Raw genomic sequence first — 23,398 nt, forward strand, 5'->3', positions numbered from 1 at the left:
GAATCAATCATTGCCTGATCAGTTCAGTCAGTTTCGAGGTGAAATACGTCTTACCCAACAATTATAAAAGGAGACCCTCGTGGCCCAGATTCCTATCAAGCGCACCATAGAACGCATCCCGGGCGGCATGATGATCGTGCCTCTGCTGATCGGTTCGCTGGTGGCAACCTTCCTGCCTGACACGCCAAAATTCTTCGGCTCATTCACCAATGCGTTATTCACCGGGGCGCTACCTATCCTCGCGGTGTTCTATGTCTGCATGGGCGCGAGCATCAACATCAAAGCCACGCCTTACCTGCTCAAGAAGGGCGGCACGCTGCTGATCACCAAAGTCGGTATCGCTGTGCTCATCGGCATCGTGCTTGGGCACTTCCTGGGCGAGCAGCCGATTTCGTCAGGACTCTTCGCCGGCATTTCAACACTGGCGGTGGTCGCCGCGATGAACGACACCAACGGCGGTTTGTACATGGCGCTGATGGGTCAGTACGGTCGCTCTGAAGACGTCGGTGCCTACTCGGTCATGTCCCTGGAGTCCGGGCCTTTTCTGACCATGGTCACCCTGGGCATCGCCGGTCTGTCGGCGTTCCCGTGGCCGACGCTGGTGGGCAGCATCCTGCCGCTGGCGCTGGGCATGTTGTTGGGTAATCTCGACCGTGACATGCGCGACTTTCTGGCCAAGGCCGTTCCGGTGATGATCCCGTTCTTCGCGTTGGCTCTGGGCGCCAGCCTGGACCTGCATAACGTCTGGCAGGCCGGTTTGCTGGGTCTGGGCATGGGTGTTGCGGTGGTTGTGCTGACCGGCATTCCGCTGTTCTTCGCCGACCGCCTGACCGGTGGCACGGGTGTCGCCGGTGTCGCGGCGGCCACCACCGCCGGGAACGCTGCGGCGGTTCCGGCGCTGATCGCAGCGGCCAACCCCGTCTACGCCGAAGCGGCCAAGAGCGCGACGATTTTGGTGGCCGCCTGCGTCGTGGTCACCGCAATCCTTGCCCCGATACTCACCGCCGCCGTCGCCAAGCGCGTGCAGCAGCGTAACCCCGTCGTCATCCCCGAGCCGGAGATCGAACCGCCAAAGCAGGAGGCGTTGCGATGAGGATTCTGATCATCGCTGATGACCTGTCCGGCGCGGCGGATTGTGCCATCGGCTTTGCGAGCGTGGGCATGCAAACGGTCGTCACGCTCGATCCTCTGAATGACAAGGCCGATGCTCAGGTGATTGCCGCCGATACGGACACCCGGCGCCTGTCACCGGCGCGGGCCGCTGAGCGCACCGTCGCTGCATTCAAGGCGCTGCATCAGCCTGGGCAGCGGTTGTACAAGAAAATCGATTCGACCTTGCGCGGTAACTGGGCGGCGGAAGTCGCTGCCCTGCAACCCTTGGCCGGCCTGGCCATCGTTGCCCCGGCGTTCCCCGCTACGGGGCGCACATTGCGCGGCGGTCGGGTGTTCGTGAACGGTCAACCGCTGGAAACCACTGATACCTGGAAACTCGAAAACGCTGATCGTCCAGCCGACGTCGAAGCGATGCTCATCGCCGCCGGCCTGAGCACCGCGAAGCTGGACCTCGACACCTTGCGCGGCAACGAAAAAGCGCTCGCGCAGCACATCACCGAAGTCGCCCGCAACGGCACGCAGGCGCTGATCGTCGATGCACAAACCGAAGACGATCTGCTGACCCTCGCTCGCCTGACCGCGTCGATGGATCAGCCGCTGTTCTGGATCGGTTCGGGTGGTCTGGCGCGGGAAATCGCCAGCCTTCCGGACTTCTCGGAAGCACGGTTCACGACCATCGAACCGACCGTGCAGGAAAAAAGCCAGGCGCCGATTCTGATCCTCGTCGGCAGCCTGTCCGGCGTCTGCGAGCGGCAATGCGCGTTGCTCAAGGAACGTGGTGGCGTCAGCGAACTGGTCGTCCCGCCCCAGGTCCTTCGCCAAGGCACAACCCATGGCGACTGGGCGTTGTGGCAAGCGCGGATCGGCGAGCAACTGGACGGCTGGAGTGACCTGCTGCTGCGCATCGGCCGCGATGAAGCGTTCGATCCGCAGGAAGGCGCGCAACTTTCGACCATGCTGGCCGTATTGGTAGAACCACACTTCGCCAAGGTCGGCGGCCTGATCGCCACGGGCGGCGAGACGGCACGGGCCATATTGACCACCGTCGGCATCGACAGCCTGCAACTACTCACCGAAATCGAAGCCGGGGTTGCCTACGCCCGGCCAACGGTTTCCCGGCAAGGTCATCGCCCCGGCATCGTGACCAAGGCCGGCGCATTCGGCACCGATAACGCCTTGTACGCGGCATGGCATCACCTGAGCGACAGCGCCGATCGCTCCCCGCCCCAACGCACACGAATCCAAGGACTCGAATGAACATCATGAGCAACTACCTCCCCGTCATCGGCATCACCATGGGCGACGCCTCGGGTGTCGGTCCGGAAATCATCGTCAAGAGCCTGACTCACGACATCGTCTATCAACAATGCCGGCCGCTGGTGATCGGCGATGCGCGACGTCTCGAACAAGCCAATGTCATCGTCGGCGGCAACGCCAAAGTGCGCCGCATCAAGGACGCGTCCGAAGCGCGTTACGAGGCCGGCATCATCGACTGCATCGACCTCGACCTGATCCCCGAGGACCTGCCGTTCGGCGAACTGTCGCCCATCGCCGGTGATGCTGCTTATCAGTACATCGCCCGTGCGGTGCAACTCGCCGAGGCCAGCCAGATTGATGCCATTTGCACCGCACCACTCAACAAGGAAGCGCTGCACGCCGGCGGCCACAAGTACCCCGGCCACACCGAAATGCTCGCGCACCTGACCAACGTCGACGAGGTGTCGATGATGCTGGTGGCGCCGCAACTGCGGGTGATTCACGTCACCACCCACATCGGCATCATCGACGCGATCCGCAAGATCGAGCCGGGCCTGGTTCAGCGCACCATCGAGCGCGGCAACGCAACGTTGATCAAGGCCGGCATTGCCCGTCCACGCATCGGCGTGTGCGGGATCAACCCGCATGCCGGTGAAAACGGTCTGTTCGGTTATGGCGAAGAGGAAGAAAAAATCATCCCGGCGGTGAAGCTGTTGCAGGAACGCGGCCTCGACGTCACCGGCCCGCTGCCGGCCGACACACTGTTCTTCCGCGCCGGCCGCGGCGATTTCGATCTGGTGGTTGCGATGTATCACGATCAGGGCCACGGCCCGGTCAAAGTGCTCGGTCTTGAAGCCGGCGTGAACGTCACCGTAGGCCTCGACGTGATCCGCACCTCGGTCGACCACGGCACCGCGTTCGACATTGCCGGCAAAGGCATCGCCGATGAGCGCAGCCTGCTCGAAGCGCTGCGCCAGGGTGCCGAGCTGGCCACGCGACGGGGATGAGCCGCACGGGCGCTGTCGTGTAAGATCGACCACCGTCCCCCACGTGAGACCTGCCATGAAAGCCTCCGAACGCCACCGCGCCATCCTCGACCTCGTACGCATTGGCGATGCCAACGTCGAGCAATTGAGCGCGGCGCTCGGGGTTTCGGAAGCCACGGTGCGCCGCGACCTCACCATGCTCGCCAAACAGCGACACCTGGTGCGCACCTATGGCGGCGCCACTGCCGTGGTCGGCGTCCATGAACCGGAAGCCTCCCTCGAAGAACGCAAGACGTCTCAGTGGGAGCAAAAAGATGCGATCGCCCAGGCGGCGGCGGCGCATGTCCAGGACGGCGATACCGTGCTGCTCGACGGCGGCACCACCTGCGCCGCACTGGCCCACCATTTATGCTCGCGACAAGACGTGCATGTGGTCACCAATAACTTGCTCGCCGTGATGACCCTGGCCAACGCGCCGGGTATTCGCCTGACCTTGATCGGCGGTGATCTGCGTGGTTCGAGCATGAGCACGCTGGGGCCGTTGGCCGAGCTGACGTTGAGCCGGTTGAGTGTCGACAAAGCCTTCCTTGGTGCGGATGGCGTGGTCGCGGAATTTGGTCTGTGCGAGGCGAGCGCGCAGCAGGCGTATCTCAAGGAATGCATCATCAAACGGGCGGCGCAAATCGTCGTCCTTGCCGACACCGATAAACTCGGCCGCGCCCGCCAGCAGCACTGGACGCCGATTGAGCGGGAGTGGCGGTTGATCACCGGTGCCACCGCCGATGAAGCTGCTCTCGCACCGTTTCATGCCCTCAAGCAAATCACCGTGGAAACCGTGACCGTCGGTTAAAACACCGAACCGTAGGAGCCGGCTTGCTGGCGATGGCGCCCTCGAAATCGCCATCGCCAGCAAGCCGGCTCCTACGAAAAGCGATTCCACGCTCAGGTCACCGAAAGCCCATTTTGGTAACACCTGTCGCCCACCTGTCGTCTGCGACGACATGTTCCCAATTCGTGTCGCAGAAGGTGAAAAATTGCGACGCGTTACGGAGTCATGCATTACACCACGTAACTAATGATGTTCCCGCCCCCACCTTTATCCCCACCCCCCAAACTCCTACATTGAGCTCCAACACCTACCCATCATCCCGATGAGCAGGTCACTGGAGATCTTCCTCATGCCTTTTGTAAGCGTACGCATTACCCGCGATGGCGTTACCTCTGAGCAGAAAGCTCAGGTGATCGCTGAAATCACTGAAACACTGGAACGCGTCCTCAAGAAGGACCCGCACCTGACCCACATCGTGATCGAAGAAGTCGACACCGATAACTGGGGTTACGCCGGCATCACCACCACCCAGTACCGCAAGCAACTGGCTGAAAAGGAGGGCAAGTCGTGACTGCATCGGTCTCCATCGATTTCATCTCCGACGTGGTGTGCCCTTGGTGTGCATTGGGCGCGACGGCGTTAGAGCAGGCGATCGCGAACGTGGCCGGTGAAGTCTCGGTGGAGCTGACCTACAAGCCCTTCGAGTTGAACCCGAACATGCCGCCGGAAGGCGAGAAAGCCGTCGAGCACTTGATGCGCAAATACGGGCGCACCGCCGAAGACGTCGCCGCTGGCAAAGCCATGCAGATCGCTCGTGGCGAGGCCATCGGTTTCACCTTCGATCTGGAAAAGCGCAGCCACTTCTACAACACGTTTGATGCGCACCGGTTGCTGTTGTGGGCGCTGCAGGAAGGGCGGCAGGTTGCACTGAAGAAAATCCTGCTGCGCGGTTACTTCACTGACGGCCAGAACCCGAGCGATCGCGAGACGCTGGTTCGTTTGGCAGCAGAAGCGGGGCTGGACGCGGCAGCGGCTCAAGAGGTGTTGGCGTCCGGCGCGTTCGCCAAAGAAGTGCGTGAACTTGAAGCGTTTTACCAGCAACGCGGCATCAACTCGGTTCCGGCCATGGTGCTTAACGGTCGTCACCTGGTGTCCGGTTCACAGTCGGTCGAGTACTACGAACAGATGTTGAGACAAATGGCGAAGGAACCCGCCGAAGCCTGATTCATTACTTTTTCAAACCATCATTTATCAGTAGAGGTTCATCATGAGCAATTCGAAAAAAGTCATCGTTATCACTGGCGCCTCCCAAGGTCTCGGCGCAGGCATGGTCAAGGCATTCCGTGATCTGGATTACAAAGTCGTCGCCACTTCACGTTCGATCAAACCATCCACCGACCCGGACATCCTCACCGTGGCCGGCGACATCGGCAACCCGGAAGTCGCTCAAAAAGTCATCCGTGAAGCCATCGCACGTTTTGGCCGCGTCGACACCCTGATCAACAACGCCGGGATCTTCGTCGCCAAACCGTTCACCCAGTACACCGCTGAAGACTACGCCAATGTGCTGTCGGTGAACCTGAACGGCTTCTTCTACATCACCCAACTCGCAATCACCGAGATGGAAAAACAAGGCAGCGGCCACGTCGTCAACATCACCACCAGCCTGGTCGATCACGCCATCGACGGCGTGCCATCGGTACTGGCTTCGCTGACCAAAGGTGGCCTGAACGCGGCAACCAAATCCCTGGCCATCGAATACGCCAAGCGCGGCATTCGGGTGAACGCGGTTTCCCCGGGCATCATCAAAACCCCGATGCACGGCGAAGAAACCCACGCAGCACTGGGCGCTCTGCACCCGGTCGGGCACATGGGCGAGATCAGCGACATAGCTCAGGCCGTTGTGTACTTGGACAGCGCCAACTTTGTCACTGGCGAAATCCTGCACGTGGATGGTGGGCAGAGCGCCGGTCACTAAAACCTGACCTGACTGTTCGCAGCGCCGTCGATCACGATCGACGGCGTTTTCATTTGGAGAGCGCACCATGAACACCCACGTTCACAAGGTTTTCCTGATTACCGGGGTCAGCTCCGGCTTCGGCCTGGCCTTTTCGCAAGCAGCGCTGGCGGCGGGGCATACGGTGGTCGGTACGGTGCGGCGCGAATCCGAGCGTGCTGCGTTCGAAGCGCTGGACGCCCATCGCGCCAAGGCATTCGTGCTCGACGTCACCGATTACCCGGCGATAGAACCGCAGGTCGCCGAGATCCTGCGCGAAGTGGGCCGGATCGACGTGTTGGTGAACAACGCCGGTTATGGCCATGAGGGGATTCTCGAAGAATCGCCGTTGGCGGAAATGCAGCGCCAGTTCGACGTTAACGTGTTTGGCGCGGTCGCCATGATCAAGGCGGTTTTGCCCGGCATGCGTGAACAACGCAGCGGGCATATCGTCAACATCACCTCCATGGCGGGCTTCATCACTTTGCCGGGCATCGCTTACTACAGCGGCAGCAAATTCGCCCTTGAAGGTGTGAGTGAAGCACTGGCCAAGGAAGTGGAAAGTCTGGGAATTCACGTGACGGCCATGGCGCCAGGCTCGTTTCGAACCGACTGGGCGGGGCGCTCGATGATCCGCTCGGGTCGTGCTTTTAGTGAATACGACGCGGTGTTCGATCCGGTGCGCAAGGCGCGTGAAGAGAAGAGTGGTAAGCAGGCGGGTGATCCGCACAAGGCGGCGCAGGCATTGTTGACCCTGGTGGCGGCTGAAAAACCGCCGGTTCATTTGTTACTGGGCAAGGATGCGGTGAGATTGGTGCGGGAGAAGATTGCGCGGCTTCAGGCGGAGATGGATGCCTGGGAGCACCTTTCCGCATCGACGGAGTTCGACTGAGTTCATACAGACACAGTTCACCGACCCATTGAATGAAATCCGTGAAATGCCCGTTTTTTTCAGTTGGGGGATTTCACGGAATTTGAGCGTGGTTTTTACGTGCAGCGTTCTATTCAATGGGATCGAGTTGGTCCAGTGCCCGGTTCACCGATATTTCCGCAAGCATGATGATTTCAAAGATGCCCAACAACGTGTTGCGACTTGTCCCCGTCTCTCGGTCTGCCAGATCCATAGTAATTACGCATGCGGATGCCAGCGATTCGGACACAGAGCCCAGCAGCGTTTGAATGTCGACTTCAGGGTTGACGATGTACATCGTGCAAGGTGTGCGTGGGGTGGCTCGGATGTCGGCGAAGGAGGCGTGGTGATTATCGTTGTCGGGGTTGGTTTGGGGATCGGGGCTATCGTTTGGAGATGCGTTATCTGCATCGGGGGGATCGGGGGTCACTTTACGCATGAGTACGTTCCCTATTGGGTGCCGACCCATTCCGCCGCTAAGCGAAAAAGGGTGGCAGCTGCACGCAGGTTAGCGGACCGGGGAACGTCTCAAGCCGGTGCGCCCGAAGGCGCCCTGCATACAGCCACCATCAAACCGCAGGCATGAAAAAACACCTGTGGGATGGATGCACGTGCAAAAGACGAACCTCGAGCCGCTAAGCCCGACCACTGATGAGCAGTGGCAGGTCAACGATAGAGTTCGTGGTAAAGCCGCACAAGCCGGCGGAGTCTGGCGTACCTGTAGGCAATGACACAAGGTTTTGTAGCTTTCAGGAAGTGACGCGCAACGCCTTTAAACAAGCGTCGTTAAGCAAGGCATTCATCCGACATACAAGACTTTCAAGGGAGTATTTCCACCGAGCAACGAGGAAATTTCCGACGATTTTTCACTAATTGAGCTGCACCCTGTGTTGGGCGACGACGGTATAAGATGCCCAACCAACGCTCCCTATCAAGGCTGCTATGACCGGGATATCCCTGAACCTGCCGGAAGATCTTTCGAACCCTCTTGCCGATCTGGCCAGGACGAATGGCCAAAGTGTGAGCGATTTAGCGATGGACGTTCTTCGCGACTACATCGAGCGCGAGAAGACGCTGACCGCGCAGATCAAGCTGGCGGTGGAAGAGGCTGATCAGGGTACATTCGCCTCCGATGATCAAGTAGCAGCGATGCGGGCCCGGCGTTGGAGCAGGAGTGCGGGTTGAGTGGCTGGAAAAAGCCCTCAAAAACTTGGAAGACGAAGCTAGCTAAATTGCCCTTGAAAACCCCAAGGCTGCTGACGACTTCTCCAATGCGATCTTTGCCTGCGTAGACAAGCTGGTCGAATTTCCAGCCATGGGCCGTGAAGGTCGAGTCAAAAACACACGCGAATGGGCAGTACCCAATTGGTCCTATCTCATTCCGTACCGGGTACGCGGTGATCGCCTGCAAATCCTTGGTGTGTTTCACACTCGGCAACGGCCTCGTACCAAGTGGTAAGAGAGACCCCCGAAAACAAAAAAAGCCCTCGTATTTCTACGGAGGCTTCGTTTTATATGGTGCGGCACCAGGAGTCGAATAAGTGATTAACTTATTGATTAATATATAAAAAATAATAAATAATTTATTTTCTATCTCTAAAACTACCTCCTTGGATTAGCTCGCTGCAAATTAACAAGGTGAACTCGCCCCATAGCCAGCGTTCACCGAGCCTTCCAACTCAGGGGCGATTTACCAGTCTAACGGTTTCGCGACACGCTTATTAAGTAATAAGGGCGTGCCGCTAATAGCTGGCAGGAAACTAGTTATAATAATTTGCTAATTAGATTCGGCTCCCTTCGCTAGCCGCTGCATATTAAAGCTCTTAAATGGCAGTCCAGCTCTGGCGAAACGGTATCGCATGTAAGAAGAAATATCTTCTTCATGTGATGATACTATCAATTGGCGATTTTTTAGCTCACACCGAAGAAGGTCTGTTAAAGATGCGATGTTAACCTCGTCGAGTGACTGCGAAGGATCATCGATCATTATTATTGGAGTTTTAGAGTAAACCTTATTGAGTGAAAAGAAAAATGCAAGACTAAGCGCAGATATCTGCCCTGAACTCATAGAAAGAATCGCATCATGCTCGGATCCCTCCGCAGTTGCAAATCGCAGTTGCTTTCCATCTCGACTTTCGATGAAAAGTCCCAAGCCTCTCTGATAATTTTGAATTAATCGTCCGCTGTAAATATGGAATATTAACTCGATATCGGAAATGGTCTTTTCAGAATATTTTTTTTCGAGATCGGTCAGTAGACCTTCTAATCCATCGATTTTTTTTCTAATGGCAACAGCAGCTTTAGTTTCATTTTGCAGCTTTGTAAGCTCATTTTGCACCGAAGACAGTGCTTCACTTCGTGCCTCATTTGCCTTAGATGTTATATATCGGAGTTTCCTTTCGACACCTTCAGCAGAAACCAAATAAAAATCATCAGCACGAGAAAATATAGATGTAATTATGGATTTCCAGTTTTCCGACAGTTCTTCAGTTTCAGGTATTTTTTTACTTCTGATCTGTACTAAAAGCTCACTTAACCGGACCTCGGTCACTTCAGCATCAATGGTGTAGCTATCTGGATACTGAGTGCCAGCTGCCTTGAGTCTTTGCTCCAATTCCTGTAATTGTCCAAGCCTTTCTTGGTGAGACGTAAGAAGCTCGTGAAGGATAGCATCGTATTTCAACTCTATTGGAGCTAGCTCTCCAGTGAGGCGTAGTCGAATTTTTTCCAAATTTTCAGAAATTTTTTCTGTTACTTCGAGCAGTCTCTTTCCGATATCATTAAGGGAATTTGCAACATCATTAGATTTTTGCTGAATTTTTTCCAATAAATTTTGATGGGTATTCCAATCAGCACCGCATAATGGACAATCTTGTTCATCAGGGAAAAGCTTGAAGTGCTCATCAATAAGATCTTGCTTTAATCGAGCTATTTCAGCTATGACTCCAGATTTAGAACTGGACGCCGCGGCCAGAGCATCTCGTTCTTCAATATTGCCTTTTAGAAAGCTAAATTGATCCGGATTCCATCCGGAAATAGTCTCGATCTCAATATAAGATATAGCTAGCGCGCCCTTGCCAATTATAGAAAGGGAGGATTTTAATTGATTTATATCCTTTTTGGCGGAATTCAAGCCTTCAAATTGAGTAGTGTTATTTCCGATCTGGACAAGTGCCCGAAGCAAAGTTGAATTTTTAGAGATGTAATTTTCTATTCGCTCGTTGTGCAGTCTATTCTGCACTTCAACTTTCGATGGTATAAGGCCTAAAAGCTCATTAACCTGGTTCAGGTATAAGTCTAGCGATTCTTTGCTGTAAATTGAAAATGGTTCTTGTTTATCCCATTCAGGTTGGACTTCAATTGTACTGAGCTTCTCATAACTAGCATCGGATATGTTTGCGCCAAGTTGGACTTTTAGAAGTTCATAGTCTTTTGTCAATTGGGCTGATTTTTCGCTTCGCAGCTTGTTATTTATTATGTTGCTATTTATTCTTCTCTTGATTTTTTTGCATTTTTCTATTTCTTGAATTACTGCTGTGGTATTAGTTAATTTGTTAAGGGCATCTTTTCGCTTGTCCACGCGAGTTGAAAATAAATACTCGTTTTGTCCTTGCTCTAGATAATTAAGATGAGAGTAATTTTCTTTGAAGTTTTCGCCAAATTTCTGCTCGATGAAGCTTTCCTCGCGAAATGTTGCATCGCTGAAATCTTCAGAGTCAAAAGACACTAGTTCGTGAAGTTTAAATATCTCAAATTTGTCAGCCCTGTTGTTCTCCTTCAGTAGAAGGTCAGTAACAGACGCGCGTCGAGCAAGAACTAGGTTTTCAGCTTCGTTCGAAAACTCTATTCGGATAGTAAGGTCCGCTTCCCCCGATCGAGTATTCCAATATAAATTGTCCTTATAGTTCTGTGTATTGCCCATCATGATACTAGAGAAAAGTCTTTTGACTCTCTCGATTTTTCCTGTCAATAAAAGTTCTATAGCATCAAAAATAGTTGTTTTCCCAAATCCATTGGGACCATCCAAAGTGAGAAGTGATGATCCTTCAATTTCGAGATCGACCATCGAAAATGCTTTGAATCCTATCAGCCTAATCTTAGAAATTTTCCAATTCATTTTGAATAAGCTCCTTGATTAAGTTATCGATCTCGGCATCATCTATGGATGTCGAGCGGACGCGGTTGTAATGCATTTCGTAACCGAACTCTTTCGCCGCCTCTTCGACCTGGAGACTTAAGGGGACTAGTTCTTTTTCTCTGTATGGCAACTCAAGAAAGGGCAGCTTGATAAATAATCTTACTGCGAAACTGTATTTTGATGAAAATAACGGAGACTCCTTGTATGCATCAAATTCAGCTTTTACCGATATGACATCTAGCAAGTCTTGATAGCTGACGTCTTTCAGCATTTTATCTTCTGTATCGCTGTAATATAAAATGTACTTTTTAAAGTGATACGCGTCCTCCTCAATTGCGAATATCTTTTGCTCCAATTCTTTAAACTCGGAAAGTGTCTCGAATTTCAATACGCAGATGAGGTCACAATTTTTTTTGAACGCAGGGTGTTGGGTAAACTCCGGGGGAGCGGACTGTAATATTTTTGCGTTAAGCTCGGCAGGAGTTATCAAGTCATCAATTTTATGTACAACAGCGAAACGAATCGACTCGCCTAGTTCTCGAATGTAAAAGTCTGAAAAGTCATCAGAGTGAATGGTTTTAAAATCATGGTTTTTTAGCGCTTGGCTCACAATAGGTTTAAGCATTTATTTCGGCCTCTGCATCCTTCACTGGAAGTATATTTATCCGTAGCTGTTTGGTCAGTCTGGCGTCATAGTCTCCAACATTGGTGCTGTGTGGGTTTTCGTCGTCGCAGTCTGTTATTTTAGATTCGACTTGAAACTGACTATCTAAATGGGCAGCAATCAAATTGTTGTATTCGAAAAGTAACGTCAACAAGTTTTCATTTGTTGTGATGGCCTCATTGATTTGTCCTGCACATTGACTTACTTCGTGCTCGTCCAGCAGTGTGATAGCAGTGGGGAGATAGAAGCTGTTGTGCTTATTTAAATAATGGGGAATCCCTTTTAATATAGGCTCTACACAGATTTTCCCGATCAGCTTCGTATATCTAAAAATGTCGATTTTTTGTATTTTAGAAAACCGTTCAGATGGATTCAATAGTTGGCATAGTTTTTCAACATCGATCTTCGGCAAGATGTAGAGATGGCGGAACATTTCTGTGATTCTTAAGTAGTTCTGCTCGGTTAATCCTACTACCTCGTCCTCAACCCGCGCTTCAAGATTTTTAAAAAATTCGTTGCGAAGCTCGGCCGCAAAATATTCAACATCAAGATGTGGTTGATTATCTAGCAGCGATTCAAGAATTTGTCTTGCGCTTATTCTATTGTGATAGGCTGCTTCATTTTCTGTATAACCATGTAATTGATTTTGTGCATGTATATAGATTGCCTTTGAGCTTATTTGCTCAGAAACCAAGCAGTAGTTTAGGTTTAGGGTATGTTCGCTTTGTAGTGTTTTGAGGCGATCAAGAGTTTCTTTAATTGCTTGCTTTGTTATGTTTTCGATTTCATCAAGACTGCAGTATTTTATTTGTCCGTAACTGTAGAATTTTACAGTTTCTCCGCTGGGGGCCGTGAAGTCGGACATGTCGTCCAGTTGGACTGAGGTATGGAAATAGCGAAGAGTATCTTTTTTCTATCGAACTCTATGGCGCCGGATTTTTTAAGCGCATCAATGTATGAACTCCTATTTTTACCCACCTTTGCTTTAACTTGGTGTGCACTTATGAGACAGCCATTCTTATAAATGGCGAAGTCGTCCGTGCTATCGAGCTGAAGTTCAAAGTCCTCATCTCCTGATTCCATGAGTTTTAGGCAGTGGTAAAGGGCAACCTTCCCTTGATATACGAAACCGCTCCAAGAAGAAATTGCACTTTTAGGAAGTTTGTCGTCGGCCAATTTTCAGTCCCTTCAATTAGTCGTCAAGCAGGTCCCCTGTCTCAAGGGGTGGCGCCAGCATTATGGCATCACCCCTGTGCGGTAAAATACACTCAGAGTCGTGAATTTCGCAGTCGGTCGCCCTAACGTGAGATCAGAGAACCGGCCTTAAAGGGACAGGCTTCCTAGGAGCGATGCACGCCCCTATTGGGGGTGACCGCCGGTTTCTATTTCCTCTACGGATAGTGGCCTTCGTCTCGCACTTCAAAATGCCATGCTTTGCCTAAGCGAATAATTAGCAAACGCAGGGTGAGCAGATAGTAATAGCGTGTTGACCTAGTGCACTGGCTCATATGCTGGTTTAAGAACCAAACCAGATGCTTTCGTCGCCAAGTCCACGGATTATCACGTTGCCAGCGATCAAATATGCGTATCACGTGTTCGCGATCCTGGCCTTGTGGAACTGTCATGCGGATGGTGGTGCGCTGCATTTCCAACGCGTTGCTCGGACTCGGTACTTTCACATACTGATCACCGCGAAGCGCTGCAAGGGTACGGTTGACGCTGGACAATCGGTTTTGCGCAGTGGCGATGGCGAGCTCACCTTGTTCAAATTGTTGGCGCAGATGTCCGGCATAGTCCAACAAGGTCTGCCGATCAATCTGCCGCGCATCGTTAAACCCCGGCCCATCCTTCGAGCGGCACCAACGTACAAATGCCTGCCATCGATCACTGTGCGCTTTGACCGTGCCGTAATGCCCGCCGCCAAACATGTCCCGCAACGCCTGGGGCCCGGCATAACTCAATTGCCGGCCATAGCCAAAATTTCGCCCATCCCGTCTGCCTACCAATGCCATGATCAAACTCCTCTCGAAGCCAAAATCTTTGAAACCTTCCCCACGTCATCCCGCCAAGAATGTTGAGTGTTATCAGGGATCAAGGCCCCTGCGGCCTGTGGGGGTTGTCCACTAACGCGGGACTGGCGGCTCCTTACGACTGGGAGCTTGGGCATCTCATGATCTGGCCTCCTGAGCACTTCCGAAGAAGTGGGCGGGTGGAGGCTGCACTGGCTGACGAGACCAATGCCGCGAGAACCTGAGTCGGGTGAAGGCAGTAATGCGATGACCGGGGCGTGCCTGACTGTCAGTCAGGTGCAGTCCATTCCGTAGGCTGCGGCACCATCATCTGCATCGCTGTTGCTGGTGACTTCGGTGTTTGTCACGCCGATTGTCACGAGGGGGAATGCCGCAAAGCCTTGTACGAGCTGGGCTGCAGCAGTGGTAGGAGCGCCCGTCTCTTTCCGGAAGAAAGAGACGGGCGCAGATTGGCGCAAGGAAATGGCCAAGCGGATAGGTTGCTGCAGGGCAGCTATGAAAGGGGATGAGTTGCCGCAGTGGGCACACTGGAAAAAGTAGGCATCCATCACATCGCTGTGACCGTGCGAGCCGCCGGACGCTAATCGCACTTTGGGAGAACCACCACGGTGTGGCGTAGCCTTAAAGGTTCTGGCTACCTGGGTTGCTGTCAAAGCCACATCTTTGGGGGGGGCGTTTTCAACACCCGCGCTAGGCTTCAACGGCAACCCGTCATCGTCTTCAGATGATCAGCGATTCAGAACCTTACTGATGTCCACCAGCTTTTTTCCATTACTTTTAGTCAGGTTGTACATTTCGGTAATCAGTGTGTCGATTTCGTCAATCAAGTCCGAGCGCTCTGCCTTGGTGGCACTATTGCGCAGGGTGTTAAGGCGATTGGTAATGATCCGTTTCTTACCAAGTAAACTGAAGTCCTTCACGCTTCCGTAGATTTCCCAGTATTCATAACTCGGGTACTTCATTGCGATTTCTGAGATGTTAACGCCGCTTTCCAGCAGTTGATTCATCTCTTTAAGTTCGTGTTGCGCAATGCTCATCAGCGTTTACTCGTCCTTGTGACAGCGAGCGGGGCGCTCGCCAAATCGGATAGAGAATAACTAGCCGAGATACAAAAATGCCATCTTTTTGATATCAGTTGTAAAGGCAGTTCGTGAGCGCTCATGAACGGCTGGCGGCCGGATTTGGAGTGGCACGCAGTATTTGGATGCTGGTGTGAGAGAAATTGTGAAAAAGGGAAAACAAAAAAGGCCCACCTTGCGGTGAGCCTTTCTTGATACTGCGTATGGTGCCGGCACCAGGAGTCGAACCCGGGACCTACTGATTACAAGTCAGTTGCTCTACCAACTGAGCTATACCGGCGTGTTAGGGCGACGATTATAGCGATTGGATAGCTTCTGTAAACCCCTGAATTCAGACTATTTTTGCGCGACCTTCAGGCCAGCCCCGCGAACGCTTCCGCGAGGCGGCCAGCTAAGGATCACACGCCGTTTTTAACTGCGTTGATCAGGTCCTGGCTCAGCACCTGTTCTGGCGCCACTTGCACGCTTTGGGTGTAGAACGGCGGCAGGCTCTGGGCCAGTGTCGACAACGCTTGCGGGGTGGTGTTGCCCGGCAGCAACACGTATTGCAGGTTGGACGGATAGCTCTGCGGCACGGGGCCTTCCATGGTCGAGCCGTAGGCGCCGAAGGTCATCACGGCCTGTGGCGTTGTTGGGTCGGGGGCGTAGAGGAAGACGAAGGTGCCGTATTTCGGATGCGTCAGGTATTGCGCGGCTTCGGCGCGTACGGCCGGGTCGGGGTCGTTCATCAGGGTCCAGCGCATGACCGCATAGCCGCGTGTGGTTTCCATGAACGCTGTACGAATCGGCGACTGGAACTCGGCGCCGCCCAGACACACCAGCAAATTACCGAACGGATCGATCAGCGCTACCGAGTTGAACACTGGGGTTTTCGGATTGGGTTGCGCAGTTTTCAGCAGCGGCGGGGCCAGTTCTGCGCCAGGGTCGCGCGGGTTGGCCGATTGCACGGTCAGCGCAAACGGGCTGAGTGCCGTGAGTGCCTGGCGCACTTTGCTGTTGGCCGGCAGGGTAGCCGGGTTTTTTAATTGATCCGGCGACAGACCGCTGTTGTTGCTGGCCTCGCGCACCGTATTCACGCTGGCGGAGAAGATCGAACTGCAGAGGAAATATGCTGCCGAGTCGATCGTCTGGTTGGCGAACACCGGGCTGTTCGAGCCCTGATAGGCGCGGCTGACCGGCGCTGCAATGGCGTAATAGCCCCAGGTGTCCTGCGCCTGTTGGCGGATCTGCGGTGGCAGCGACGGAAAGGTGAACTGGCTGTTGTAGTTGATGCCTGCGTAGTCATCGATCGCACTGACGGCGACGTTGAACCCTGCGGTCAGCAGCGAACCGGCGCACATGGCGCACGGGTCCAGCGTGGTGACGACAGTCAGTTGGCTGGGCGGTGGCAGGTTCAGTGGTGCAACGTTTTCGTAGTACCAATCCACCAACTGTCGCTCGCCGTGGGCGGTCGGGTCGTGGGGTAGAAAGTAGGGGGTGCCACTGCCGGGGAAAGGCATCAGCACGTTGTTGTGCATTGCGGCGATGACCTCGCCCGTTGCGTTGTTGATGATGGCGCCGCCCACCGCGAAGGTTTGCTGCAGTGCAGCGACAATGGCTTCGTTGGCGACGGTATCGACGGCTTCCTGCGCACTGTTCAATGTGCTCATTTTTTCCCAGCTCCTTGCTGTCCCTGACGTCAGAGAATTCTGACGCTTGGCAAAGATAGTCGAGGATTTCCAGGTTGTTTATGTTCTTTTGATTTAATGCTTATGCACAACGGGGCGTTCGATGCACGCGGTTAAGATCGAAAATGTGGATCCATTCTCGTTTTCTCGCAAATGCCTGTTTTTCCGGTTTTTTATTCGGGTGTACGAAAATTGAACAGATTGGTTTCAGCCCTGAAACAGGCGTAGATATTGGATCCACGATATTTCATCAACAGAGTTATCCACAGGCTGTGGCTGTTTTAGGTGCGTTCCGCCAGCAACAGGAAGTTACGCGGCGTGAGTGGGGTTTCACAGAAGGTACCGAGTCGAACGGTGTAACCCTGCTCGGTGAGGAAAAGTGCTCGATCAAGGTTCAGCCAAAGCTCCAACGGGCGTCGGAAAAGTCCGCGCAGCAGCTCCAGATTGCGAACCTCTGCCAGTCTTTGCCAACCGGCGGCTTCGAGCGCTGGCCAATCCTGCGAGCCGATTGTGGATAACTCTTTAAGTGCGGCCAAATGATGGCAGTAATCGGCGAAGGATCTGTCCAGCCAAGCGCTGGGCAGTGACGGTGTGGGCAGGTATTCATCAACGCCGCGCAGTTGCCGTTGCAGCAGATCGAACGCCAGGCGTCGGGCCATGGACGTGTCGCGCTGACGTCGGACGCGGGCACCGGCGGTGACGGTTTCGCTCATCGGGAGTGAGAGATCATCGAGTGACAGCTGTAGGTCGGAGCGCAAACCGACAGCGGAAACTGGCTGGTACGCAGGCAGGCTGATCCTGTTATAGCAACACGGCGCAACAGCCATCTGTTTGCACCCGGCGGCGCTGGCGAGCTGGATCAGTCGCACATGCAGATCGCCGCAGGCGTGCAGCGCGACAGGCGTGTGATCGGCGTTTAACAAAGAGGCGGCGCCAGGCGCGAGTACATCCTGCTCGACATGCAGCGCATGCAATTGATGACGCTGGCTGAGCGCCTGACCACTGAGTACCAATGCGGGATCGTGCTCAAGACAAGTGAGCAATTGACCGGGTTGCAGCAACCGTCGTCCCAAGTGGCCTTTGCCAGAGCACCAATCCAGCCAATGCCTGGAGGGCACAGCAAACGACAACCGACTGGCAAACGCCTCGATCTGCTGCCACTTGCGCCCCGGCACGTCGACGTTCAAGCGATGCCCGGCCGATTCGAGTGCATGGGCCGGCAACTCACCAACCGAACCCAGCTCAAGGGATAACGCCGCCAATGAAGCAAACGGCTCCGGCGCATCCAGCAAGCAAGGTTGGTTATGACTGTGTTCCGCCTCTTGCAGCGACCGCCCGCGTAGCCATAAAGCCAACTCCGGGTAGGACGCTTCCCAAGGAAGCTGCAGATGAGTAAACGGTCGAGGCTTCCAAAGTGCCTGATGCTCGATCAGAAAAGCATCCAGCGCCATGAAGCGGGCGAGCAGGTGCTCGCCCGTCAACACGCGGGAATCAACGCCCTTGGCAGGCATCGACGCGCAACCAGCGCTCCAGCAGCTTGAAGCCGCGAACCAGCACGTAAGCCATCAGCAGGTAGAACATGCCCGCGGCGAAGAAGATCTCCACCGGCAGATACGTCCGGGCAATGATGGTGCGGGCCATGCCGGTCAGTTCCAGCAGGGTCACCGTACTGGCCAGCGCGCTGGCCTTGAGCATCAGGATTACTTCGTTGCTGTACGCCGGCAGGCCGATGCGTGCCGCTCGCGGCAGGATGATGTAGAACAGCGCTTTCGCCCGAGACATGCCCAGCGCCCGCGCCGCTTCGATCTCGCCCGGTGGAATCGCCTGGATCGCACCGCGCAGGATCTCGGCGATGTAGGCCGCGGTGTGCAAGGTCATGGTCGCGGTGGCACACCAGAACGGATCGCGCAGGTACGGCCACATCGAGCTGTTACGGACCGCATCGAACTGCGCGAGGCCGTAGTAGACCAGGAACAGCTGAACCAGCAACGGCGTGCCACGGAAAAAGAAGATGTAGCCGTAGGGGAATGCGCGCACCCACCACAGGCGCGACGAGCGAGCGATGCCCAGCGGAATCGCCAGCAACAGGCCGGCAATGACGGCGATGGCCACCAGTTCCAGAGTCAGCGTTGCGCCTTGGGCCAGTTTCGGCAGCCACTTGATGATGACTTCCCAGTTCATTGGGTGCTCCTCGCGAAGCCGCGAGCGGCGCGTTTTTCCATGAAGTGCATGCCCGTCATGGCCAGAATCGTCAGGCCCAGGTACATGAACGCGGCCACCATATAGAAGGTGAACGGTTGCTTGGACACGGTCACGCCGATTTGCGCGTGACGCATGATTTCTTCCAGGCCGATCACCGACACCAGCGCGGTGTCTTTCATCAGGATCATGAACAGGTTGCCCAGGCCGGGCAGGGCGATGCGCCACATCTGCGGCATGATCAGCTTGGTGAAAATGCGAAACTTCGAAAGACCCAGTGCCACCCCGGCTTCACGGTGACCTTTCGGAATCGCCAGAATCGCACCACGAAACACTTCCGTAGCGTAGGCGCCAAAGCACAGGCCCAGCGCAATCACGCCGGCGGCGAAGGCATTGAGTTCGAGGTCGGGGTTGCCGAAAAACTCGCCCAAGGCACGCATCAGGTTGACCGTGCCGAAGTAGATCAACAGCACCCAGAGCAATTCCGGGATGCCGCGAACCAGTGTCGAATAAGTGCCGCCAAGCCATTGCAGCGGCTTGTACGGGGAAGTCTTGGCCAAGGCACCGAGCAAACCGAGCACCAGCCCCAGACACAGGGCCGAGAGTGCCAGTTTCACAGTCATCAGCGCGCCAGCGGCGAGCGCCGGGCCAAATCCGTAGAGGTCGATAATCATGGATTTCTTTTCAAATCGCGGCAGGCAAGGCCGGGGACCGGCGCCGTCAGAAAACGGCCCCGGTCCGGCAGGTCAGTATCAATAGATGCTGAACGGGAAGTACTTGTCGTTGATCTTTTTGTAGGTGCCGTCAGCAACGATTTCCTTCAGTGCGACGTTCAGCTTCTCGCGGATCGCGTCGCCTTTACGCACAGCGATACCGATCTTGTCGCTTTCTTCCACCGGGTCGCCTTTGAATTCGTAAGGCTTGCCGGCGTCGCTTTTCAGCCACTCGTAGTTGACGTATTTGTCGGCCAGGATGCCGTCCAGACGACCGGAGGTCAGGTCGAGGTAAGCGTTTTCCTGGGTGTCGTAGAGTTTGGTTTCTACGTCCGGCATGTTGTCTTCAAGCCAGGTGCCGGCCAGTGTTGCGCGCTGGGCGCCGATCACTTTGCCTTTCAACGCGTCCTTGTCGGTTTTGAAGTCGACGTCTTTCTTGGCGATGAACTGCAGCTTGTTCGAGTAGTACGGGTCGGTGAAGTCGACGGCTTGCTTGCGCTCGTCGGTGATCGACATCGAGGAGATCAGGAAGTCGAACTTCTTGGCGTTCAGGGCCGGGATGATGCCGTCCCAGTCGGAGGTGACCACGGTGCATTCGACTTTCATCTTGGCGCACAGGGCGTCGCCGATTTCCTTGTCGAAGCCGACGACATTGCCACTGGCATCTTTGTTGTTGAACGGCGGGTAGGCCGCTTCGATGCCCATCTTCAGGGTTTCGGCCATGGCCCCGGCGCTGAAGGCCAGGGTGACGGCGGCTGCCAGGAAGACCTTTTTGTAGTTCTGCATGCGGGTAGCTCCGTTAGCGGTTGCTGGACATGAATTGTTTGCAGCGCGCCGAAAGCGGGTTTTCGAACACCTGCTGTGGCGATCCTTGCTCTTCTACCAGGCCCTGGTGGAGGAACACCACTTCGCTGGACACCTGACGGGCGAACCCCATTTCGTGGGTGACCAGCAGCATGGTGCGGCCTTCTTCGGCCAGTGCGCGGATGACATTAAGTACTTCCTGGACCATTTCCGGGTCAAGGGCAGAGGTGGGTTCGTCGAACAGGATCACCTTGGGTTGCATCGCCAGCGTGCGGGCAATCGCCGCGCGTTGTTGCTGGCCGCCAGACAGTTGCGCCGGGTACGCATGACGCTTGTCGGCGATGCCGACCTTGGCCAGCAAGGCTTCGGCGACTTCGATGGCTTCGGCCTTGCTCTGGCCGAGCACGCGACGCGGCGCTTCGATGATGTTGTCGAGCACGCTCATGTGCGGCCACAGATTAAAGTTTTGAAACACAAAACCAATTTCGCTGCGCAGACGATTGATCTGCTTGCCGTCGGCCGCAACCAGTTCGCCGTTCTTGGCGGCTTTGAGCTTGAGTTCTTCGCCGGCCACCAGGATCTGGCCCTGATGCGGGTTTTCCAGCAGGTTGATGCAACGCAGGAATGTGGACTTGCCGGAACCGGAGGAGCCCAGGATCGAGATCACATCGCCGTCGCGGGCGGTCAGCGAGATGCCTTTGAGCACCTCAAGCTGTCCGTAGCGTTTGTGCAAGTTGCGGATTTCAAGCGCGGGCGTGGCCTCAGCCATGTGCGTTCCTCATATATGTTGCGCTCCTGCTGTTGGCGGGCCTTCCTGGCGAGGCGGCCAACCTAACATAGCGTCTGAATGGCAGCCAACAGCGCTACGGGCGGTAAACGGGTGGCATGTGGCAGGTTGTCGCATCGGTACAGCAGACTGTCGCGCTGCTATCAACCGAACAGCCGTTTGAACCCGATGGGGTGCGGCTGTCCCGTAAAAAAGGGCGCGATGTTGCCAGCTTTGGCGGGGTGTTGGAAGCGCTAACCAGCCAAACGTTCCTGATCCGCACTTTTATTGTGCATTGAGCATTTGTTGGGTGTGTTTCCGGTGCGCAGATTCGTTCTTCAAGTGAGTCGCAGGGTAACGCTCTGGCGAAGTGCCATTATTTTCAATGACTTGCGATGACTGTCCGGTCTGAGTGAGATCGCCGGGTTAGGGGGTGTTGAAACATTTTGGCGCAATTATTGCGTGCAGATTCCGGAACGCCCCGTTTGTTTCTTTTTACAGAAGAGAGTTCGCGACGGGATGCACGCATTCGCTTTTCCTTATAAAGGTAGTTTCAATGAGCAATACCCAAAGCTCTAACGGCCTCGAACAGGGGCTCAAACCGCGTCATGTGACCATGCTGTCGATCGCCGGGGTTATCGGCGCCGGCCTGTTCGTTGGCTCGGGCCACGCAATCGCCGCCGCAGGCCCCGCCGTGCTGTTGGCCTACGCCGCCGGTATGCTGGTGGTGCTAGTGATGCGCATGCTGGGTGAAATGGCGGTTGCCTCGCCAGACACCGGCTCCTTCTCGACATACGCCGATCGCGCGATCGGTCACTGGGCCGGTTTTACCATCGGCTGGTTGTACTGGTGGTTCTGGGTGCTGGTGATCCCGCTGGAGGCCAACGCTGCCGCAACCATCCTGCATGCCTGGTTCCCTGGCGTAGACATCTGGGCTTTCGCGCTGGTCATCACGATGCTGCTGACCGTCACCAACCTGTTCAGCGTGAAGAACTACGGCGAGTTCGAGTTCTGGTTCGCCCTGCTCAAAGTCGTGGCGATCATCGGCTTCATTATTCTCGGCGTTCTGGCGATCTTCGGTTTCCTGCCGAACAGTCAGGTCAGCGGTGTTTCGCACCTGTTCGACACTCAGGGCTTCCTGCCAAACGGCATGGGCGCCGTGTTGGGTGCCATCCTGACCACGATGTTTTCTTTCATGGGCACCGAGATCGTGACCATCGCGGCCGCGGAATCGAAAAACCCTGGCAAGCAAATCTCCAAGGCCACCAATTCGGTGATCTGGCGGATTGGTTTGTTCTACCTCGTTTCGATCTTCATCGTCGTGGCCCTGGTGCCGTGGAACGACCCGGTACTGGCCAGCCTCGGTTCCTATCAGACCGTGCTTGAACGCATGGGTATTCCGAACGCCAAGATGATCGTCGACATCGTGGTGCTGGTCGCCGTGACCAGTTGCTTGAACTCGGCGCTGTACACCTCGTCGCGCATGATGTTTTCCCTGGGCAAACGCGGTGATGCGCCAGCCGTGTCCACGCGCACCAACCAGAGCGGCACGCCTTACTGGGCGGTGATGTTGTCCACGGGCGCAGCGTTCCTGGCAACATTTGCCAACTACGTGGCGCCGACTGCAGTGTTCGAATTCCTGCTGGCCAGCTCCGGCGCCATCGCGTTGCTGGTGTACCTGGTGATCGCGATCTCGCAACTGCGCATGCGCAAACAGCGTGTGGCCCGCGGTGAAAAAATTGCCTTCAGCATGTGGCTGTTCCCGGGCCTGACCTACGCGGTGATCGTCTTCATCGTCGCGGCCCTGACCATCATGTTGTTCCAGGACGCCCACCGCGTGGAAATCCTCGCGACCGGTTTCCTGAGCCTGTGTGTGGTGGCTGCCGGGTTGTTCGTGGCGCGCCGTCGTCGCAATGAGCAGCTGATTGGCGCAGTGGCCCGCTAGGTTCTACGTCCACTGTCGATGTACCGAAAACGACCGCCATCAGAGATGATCGCGGTCGTTTTTACTTTCATTCAGGGTTTTTATCGGTCGGCTCTTTGATGGACACGATGATGTCGAGATAGTAGCCTTCTCGCCGAATGTGTATCTCGCTGTTGCGGGATGCGATGGAGTTTCAGGACATGGATTGTTCGACGCCCCCAGCCTTTCCTGGCTAAAGCCCCTCGACCCTTTCTCGCCTGCTCCCTCATCTGATGCGTGTCACAGATGCATTTACGTGCGCGTGCCGTTTGCGCGGCAGTCAC

At 55.2% G+C, this 23,398-nt stretch carries 24 protein-coding genes, 1 tRNA gene and 1 pseudogene; 12 read left to right on the forward strand and 14 right to left on the reverse strand.

Going from position 1 to position 23,398, the window contains the following annotated elements; translation table 11 throughout:
• The first annotated feature begins 79 nt into the window (after window positions 1-79).
• The 8 genes from FBY04_RS00370 (at window position 80) to FBY04_RS00405 (ending at window position 7,073) form a co-directional block, all read left to right on the forward strand.
• Window positions 80-1,093 (forward strand): 2-keto-3-deoxygluconate permease, encoded by a 1,014-nt coding sequence (locus FBY04_RS00370; protein ID WP_084318250.1) that lies wholly within the window; start codon window positions 80-82, stop codon window positions 1,091-1,093.
• Window positions 1,090-2,370, forward strand: a complete 1,281-nt coding sequence (locus FBY04_RS00375; RefSeq protein WP_084318249.1) for a four-carbon acid sugar kinase family protein — start codon at window positions 1,090-1,092, stop codon at window positions 2,368-2,370. Before FBY04_RS00370 ends, FBY04_RS00375 begins: the two co-directional genes overlap by 4 nt.
• 5 nt (window positions 2,371-2,375) lie before the next feature.
• The gene (gene pdxA, locus FBY04_RS00380; protein WP_084318364.1) at window positions 2,376-3,377 is read left to right on the forward strand and encodes a 4-hydroxythreonine-4-phosphate dehydrogenase PdxA; all 1,002 of its coding nucleotides are present in this window, start codon (window positions 2,376-2,378) and stop codon (window positions 3,375-3,377) included.
• A 55-nt stretch (window positions 3,378-3,432) separates the two neighbouring features.
• Entirely contained in the window at window positions 3,433-4,206 is a 774-nt protein-coding gene (locus FBY04_RS00385) for a DeoR/GlpR family DNA-binding transcription regulator (RefSeq protein ID WP_145314177.1), read from the forward strand.
• 328 nt (window positions 4,207-4,534) lie between these two features.
• Window positions 4,535-4,756: a 4-oxalocrotonate tautomerase family protein gene (locus FBY04_RS00390; RefSeq protein ID WP_008025002.1), complete on the forward strand. Its 222-nt coding sequence runs from the start codon at window positions 4,535-4,537 to the stop codon at window positions 4,754-4,756.
• The gene (locus FBY04_RS00395; RefSeq protein ID WP_145314179.1) at window positions 4,753-5,409 is read left to right on the forward strand and encodes a DsbA family oxidoreductase; all 657 of its coding nucleotides are present in this window, start codon (window positions 4,753-4,755) and stop codon (window positions 5,407-5,409) included. Before FBY04_RS00390 ends, FBY04_RS00395 begins: the two co-directional genes overlap by 4 nt.
• A 43-nt stretch (window positions 5,410-5,452) precedes the next feature.
• Window positions 5,453-6,163, forward strand: a complete 711-nt coding sequence (locus FBY04_RS00400) for an SDR family NAD(P)-dependent oxidoreductase (RefSeq protein WP_145314181.1) — start codon at window positions 5,453-5,455, stop codon at window positions 6,161-6,163.
• Between the two features lie 67 nt (window positions 6,164-6,230).
• Window positions 6,231-7,073, forward strand: coding sequence for an oxidoreductase (locus FBY04_RS00405; protein WP_145314183.1), 843 nt, complete (start codon window positions 6,231-6,233; stop codon window positions 7,071-7,073).
• Window positions 7,074-7,182: 109 nt separating this feature from the next.
• Here the strand turns inward: FBY04_RS00405 and FBY04_RS00410 are convergent, their stop codons facing one another.
• Window positions 7,183-7,530: a DUF6124 family protein gene (locus FBY04_RS00410; RefSeq protein ID WP_145314185.1), complete on the reverse strand. Its 348-nt coding sequence runs from the start codon at window positions 7,528-7,530 to the stop codon at window positions 7,183-7,185.
• Window positions 7,531-8,033: 503 nt separating this feature from the next.
• Between FBY04_RS00410 and FBY04_RS00415 the strand changes: the two genes are divergently transcribed.
• Together FBY04_RS00415 and FBY04_RS00420 are read left to right on the forward strand one after the other, a co-directional pair.
• Complete coding sequence (locus FBY04_RS00415; RefSeq protein ID WP_145314186.1) at window positions 8,034-8,276, forward strand: CopG family ribbon-helix-helix protein; 243 nt, start codon at window positions 8,034-8,036, stop codon at window positions 8,274-8,276.
• Between the two features lie 46 nt (window positions 8,277-8,322).
• Window positions 8,323-8,550, forward strand: a complete 228-nt coding sequence (locus FBY04_RS00420; RefSeq protein WP_256666725.1) for a type II toxin-antitoxin system RelE/ParE family toxin — start codon at window positions 8,323-8,325, stop codon at window positions 8,548-8,550.
• A 318-nt stretch (window positions 8,551-8,868) separates the two neighbouring features.
• Here the strand turns inward: FBY04_RS00420 and FBY04_RS00425 are convergent, their stop codons facing one another.
• The 13 genes and pseudogenes from FBY04_RS00425 to FBY04_RS00485 all read right to left on the reverse strand — a co-directional run bounded on the left by FBY04_RS00425 (window position 8,869) and on the right by FBY04_RS00485 (window position 21,154).
• Window positions 8,869-11,208: an AAA family ATPase gene (locus FBY04_RS00425; protein ID WP_145314188.1), complete on the reverse strand. Its 2,340-nt coding sequence runs from the start codon at window positions 11,206-11,208 to the stop codon at window positions 8,869-8,871.
• Window positions 11,189-11,854: an ABC-three component system middle component 1 gene (locus tag FBY04_RS00430; protein ID WP_145314190.1), complete on the reverse strand. Its 666-nt coding sequence runs from the start codon at window positions 11,852-11,854 to the stop codon at window positions 11,189-11,191. Before FBY04_RS00430 ends, FBY04_RS00425 begins: the two co-directional genes overlap by 20 nt.
• Window positions 11,847-12,758: an ABC-three component system protein gene (locus FBY04_RS00435; protein ID WP_256666700.1), complete on the reverse strand. Its 912-nt coding sequence runs from the start codon at window positions 12,756-12,758 to the stop codon at window positions 11,847-11,849. Before FBY04_RS00435 ends, FBY04_RS00430 begins: the two co-directional genes overlap by 8 nt.
• Window positions 12,722-13,069, reverse strand: a complete 348-nt coding sequence (locus FBY04_RS33065; protein ID WP_371927681.1) for a dsDNA nuclease domain-containing protein — start codon at window positions 13,067-13,069, stop codon at window positions 12,722-12,724. The genes FBY04_RS00435 and FBY04_RS33065 overlap by 37 nt, the downstream gene beginning before the upstream one ends.
• Window positions 13,070-13,467: 398 nt before the next feature.
• A pseudogene (locus tag FBY04_RS00440) lies at window positions 13,468-13,905 on the reverse strand (integrase); the annotation flags it as partial.
• 746 nt (window positions 13,906-14,651) lie between these two features.
• The gene (locus FBY04_RS00450; RefSeq protein WP_145314196.1) at window positions 14,652-14,960 is read right to left on the reverse strand and encodes a hypothetical protein; all 309 of its coding nucleotides are present in this window, start codon (window positions 14,958-14,960) and stop codon (window positions 14,652-14,654) included.
• Window positions 14,961-15,206: 246 nt separating this feature from the next.
• Window positions 15,207-15,282: transfer RNA gene (locus tag FBY04_RS00455), tRNA-Thr, on the reverse strand.
• Window positions 15,283-15,400: 118 nt separating this feature from the next.
• On the reverse strand, window positions 15,401-16,651 hold the full coding sequence (locus FBY04_RS00460) for a nucleoside deaminase (RefSeq protein WP_145314198.1): 1,251 nt from the start codon (window positions 16,649-16,651) through the stop codon (window positions 15,401-15,403).
• 299 nt (window positions 16,652-16,950) lie between these two features.
• Window positions 16,951-18,180 (reverse strand): methyltransferase, encoded by a 1,230-nt coding sequence (locus tag FBY04_RS00465; RefSeq protein WP_145314201.1) that lies wholly within the window; start codon window positions 18,178-18,180, stop codon window positions 16,951-16,953.
• Window positions 18,161-18,850, reverse strand: coding sequence for an ABC transporter permease (locus FBY04_RS00470; protein WP_008024975.1), 690 nt, complete (start codon window positions 18,848-18,850; stop codon window positions 18,161-18,163). The genes FBY04_RS00465 and FBY04_RS00470 overlap by 20 nt, the downstream gene beginning before the upstream one ends.
• The gene (locus FBY04_RS00475) at window positions 18,847-19,542 is read right to left on the reverse strand and encodes an ABC transporter permease (protein WP_008024973.1); all 696 of its coding nucleotides are present in this window, start codon (window positions 19,540-19,542) and stop codon (window positions 18,847-18,849) included. The genes FBY04_RS00470 and FBY04_RS00475 overlap by 4 nt, the downstream gene beginning before the upstream one ends.
• 78 nt (window positions 19,543-19,620) lie before the next feature.
• Window positions 19,621-20,367: an ABC transporter substrate-binding protein gene (locus FBY04_RS00480; RefSeq protein ID WP_145314203.1), complete on the reverse strand. Its 747-nt coding sequence runs from the start codon at window positions 20,365-20,367 to the stop codon at window positions 19,621-19,623.
• 13 nt (window positions 20,368-20,380) lie between these two features.
• A complete protein-coding gene (locus FBY04_RS00485; protein WP_007897462.1) occupies window positions 20,381-21,154 on the reverse strand; it encodes an ABC transporter ATP-binding protein in 774 nt (257 codons plus the stop codon).
• 116 nt (window positions 21,155-21,270) lie between these two features.
• On the opposite strand from FBY04_RS00485, the gene FBY04_RS00490 reads away from it, so the two are divergent.
• Window positions 21,271-21,450: a hypothetical protein gene (locus FBY04_RS00490; protein ID WP_145314205.1), complete on the forward strand. Its 180-nt coding sequence runs from the start codon at window positions 21,271-21,273 to the stop codon at window positions 21,448-21,450.
• 257 nt (window positions 21,451-21,707) lie between these two features.
• Window positions 21,708-23,096, forward strand: coding sequence for a GABA permease (gabP, locus tag FBY04_RS00495; RefSeq protein WP_145314207.1), 1,389 nt, complete (start codon window positions 21,708-21,710; stop codon window positions 23,094-23,096).
• Window positions 23,097-23,398: the final 302 nt, after the last annotated feature.

Origin of the sequence: Pseudomonas sp. SJZ080 (assembly GCF_007828295.1) — a bacterium.
GTDB lineage: Bacteria > Pseudomonadota > Gammaproteobacteria > Pseudomonadales > Pseudomonadaceae > Aquipseudomonas > Aquipseudomonas migulae_A.

Coding starts and splice junctions, on each gene's coding strand:
- FBY04_RS00375 (WP_084318249.1), top strand. CDS start 1,090: ATGAGGATTCTGATCATCGCTGATGACCTGTCCGGCGCGGCGGATTGT.
- pdxA (WP_084318364.1), top strand. CDS start 2,376: ATGAGCAACTACCTCCCCGTCATCGGCATCACCATGGGCGACGCCTCG.
- FBY04_RS00385 (WP_145314177.1), top strand. CDS start 3,433: ATGAAAGCCTCCGAACGCCACCGCGCCATCCTCGACCTCGTACGCATT.
- FBY04_RS00390 (WP_008025002.1), top strand. CDS start 4,535: ATGCCTTTTGTAAGCGTACGCATTACCCGCGATGGCGTTACCTCTGAG.
- FBY04_RS00400 (WP_145314181.1), top strand. CDS start 5,453: ATGAGCAATTCGAAAAAAGTCATCGTTATCACTGGCGCCTCCCAAGGT.
- FBY04_RS00405 (WP_145314183.1), top strand. CDS start 6,231: ATGAACACCCACGTTCACAAGGTTTTCCTGATTACCGGGGTCAGCTCC.
- FBY04_RS00410 (WP_145314185.1), bottom strand. CDS start 7,530: ATGCGTAAAGTGACCCCCGATCCCCCCGATGCAGATAACGCATCTCCA.
- FBY04_RS00415 (WP_145314186.1), top strand. CDS start 8,034: ATGACCGGGATATCCCTGAACCTGCCGGAAGATCTTTCGAACCCTCTT.
- FBY04_RS00425 (WP_145314188.1), bottom strand. CDS start 11,208: ATGAATTGGAAAATTTCTAAGATTAGGCTGATAGGATTCAAAGCATTT.
- FBY04_RS00430 (WP_145314190.1), bottom strand. CDS start 11,854: ATGCTTAAACCTATTGTGAGCCAAGCGCTAAAAAACCATGATTTTAAA.
- FBY04_RS00435 (WP_256666700.1), bottom strand. CDS start 12,758: ATGTCCGACTTCACGGCCCCCAGCGGAGAAACTGTAAAATTCTACAGT.
- FBY04_RS00450 (WP_145314196.1), bottom strand. CDS start 14,960: ATGAGCATTGCGCAACACGAACTTAAAGAGATGAATCAACTGCTGGAA.
- FBY04_RS00460 (WP_145314198.1), bottom strand. CDS start 16,651: ATGAGCACATTGAACAGTGCGCAGGAAGCCGTCGATACCGTCGCCAAC.
- FBY04_RS00465 (WP_145314201.1), bottom strand. CDS start 18,180: ATGCCTGCCAAGGGCGTTGATTCCCGCGTGTTGACGGGCGAGCACCTG.
- FBY04_RS00470 (WP_008024975.1), bottom strand. CDS start 18,850: ATGAACTGGGAAGTCATCATCAAGTGGCTGCCGAAACTGGCCCAAGGC.
- FBY04_RS00475 (WP_008024973.1), bottom strand. CDS start 19,542: ATGATTATCGACCTCTACGGATTTGGCCCGGCGCTCGCCGCTGGCGCG.
- FBY04_RS00480 (WP_145314203.1), bottom strand. CDS start 20,367: ATGCAGAACTACAAAAAGGTCTTCCTGGCAGCCGCCGTCACCCTGGCC.
- FBY04_RS00485 (WP_007897462.1), bottom strand. CDS start 21,154: ATGGCTGAGGCCACGCCCGCGCTTGAAATCCGCAACTTGCACAAACGC.
- FBY04_RS00490 (WP_145314205.1), top strand. CDS start 21,271: ATGTGGCAGGTTGTCGCATCGGTACAGCAGACTGTCGCGCTGCTATCA.
- gabP (WP_145314207.1), top strand. CDS start 21,708: ATGAGCAATACCCAAAGCTCTAACGGCCTCGAACAGGGGCTCAAACCG.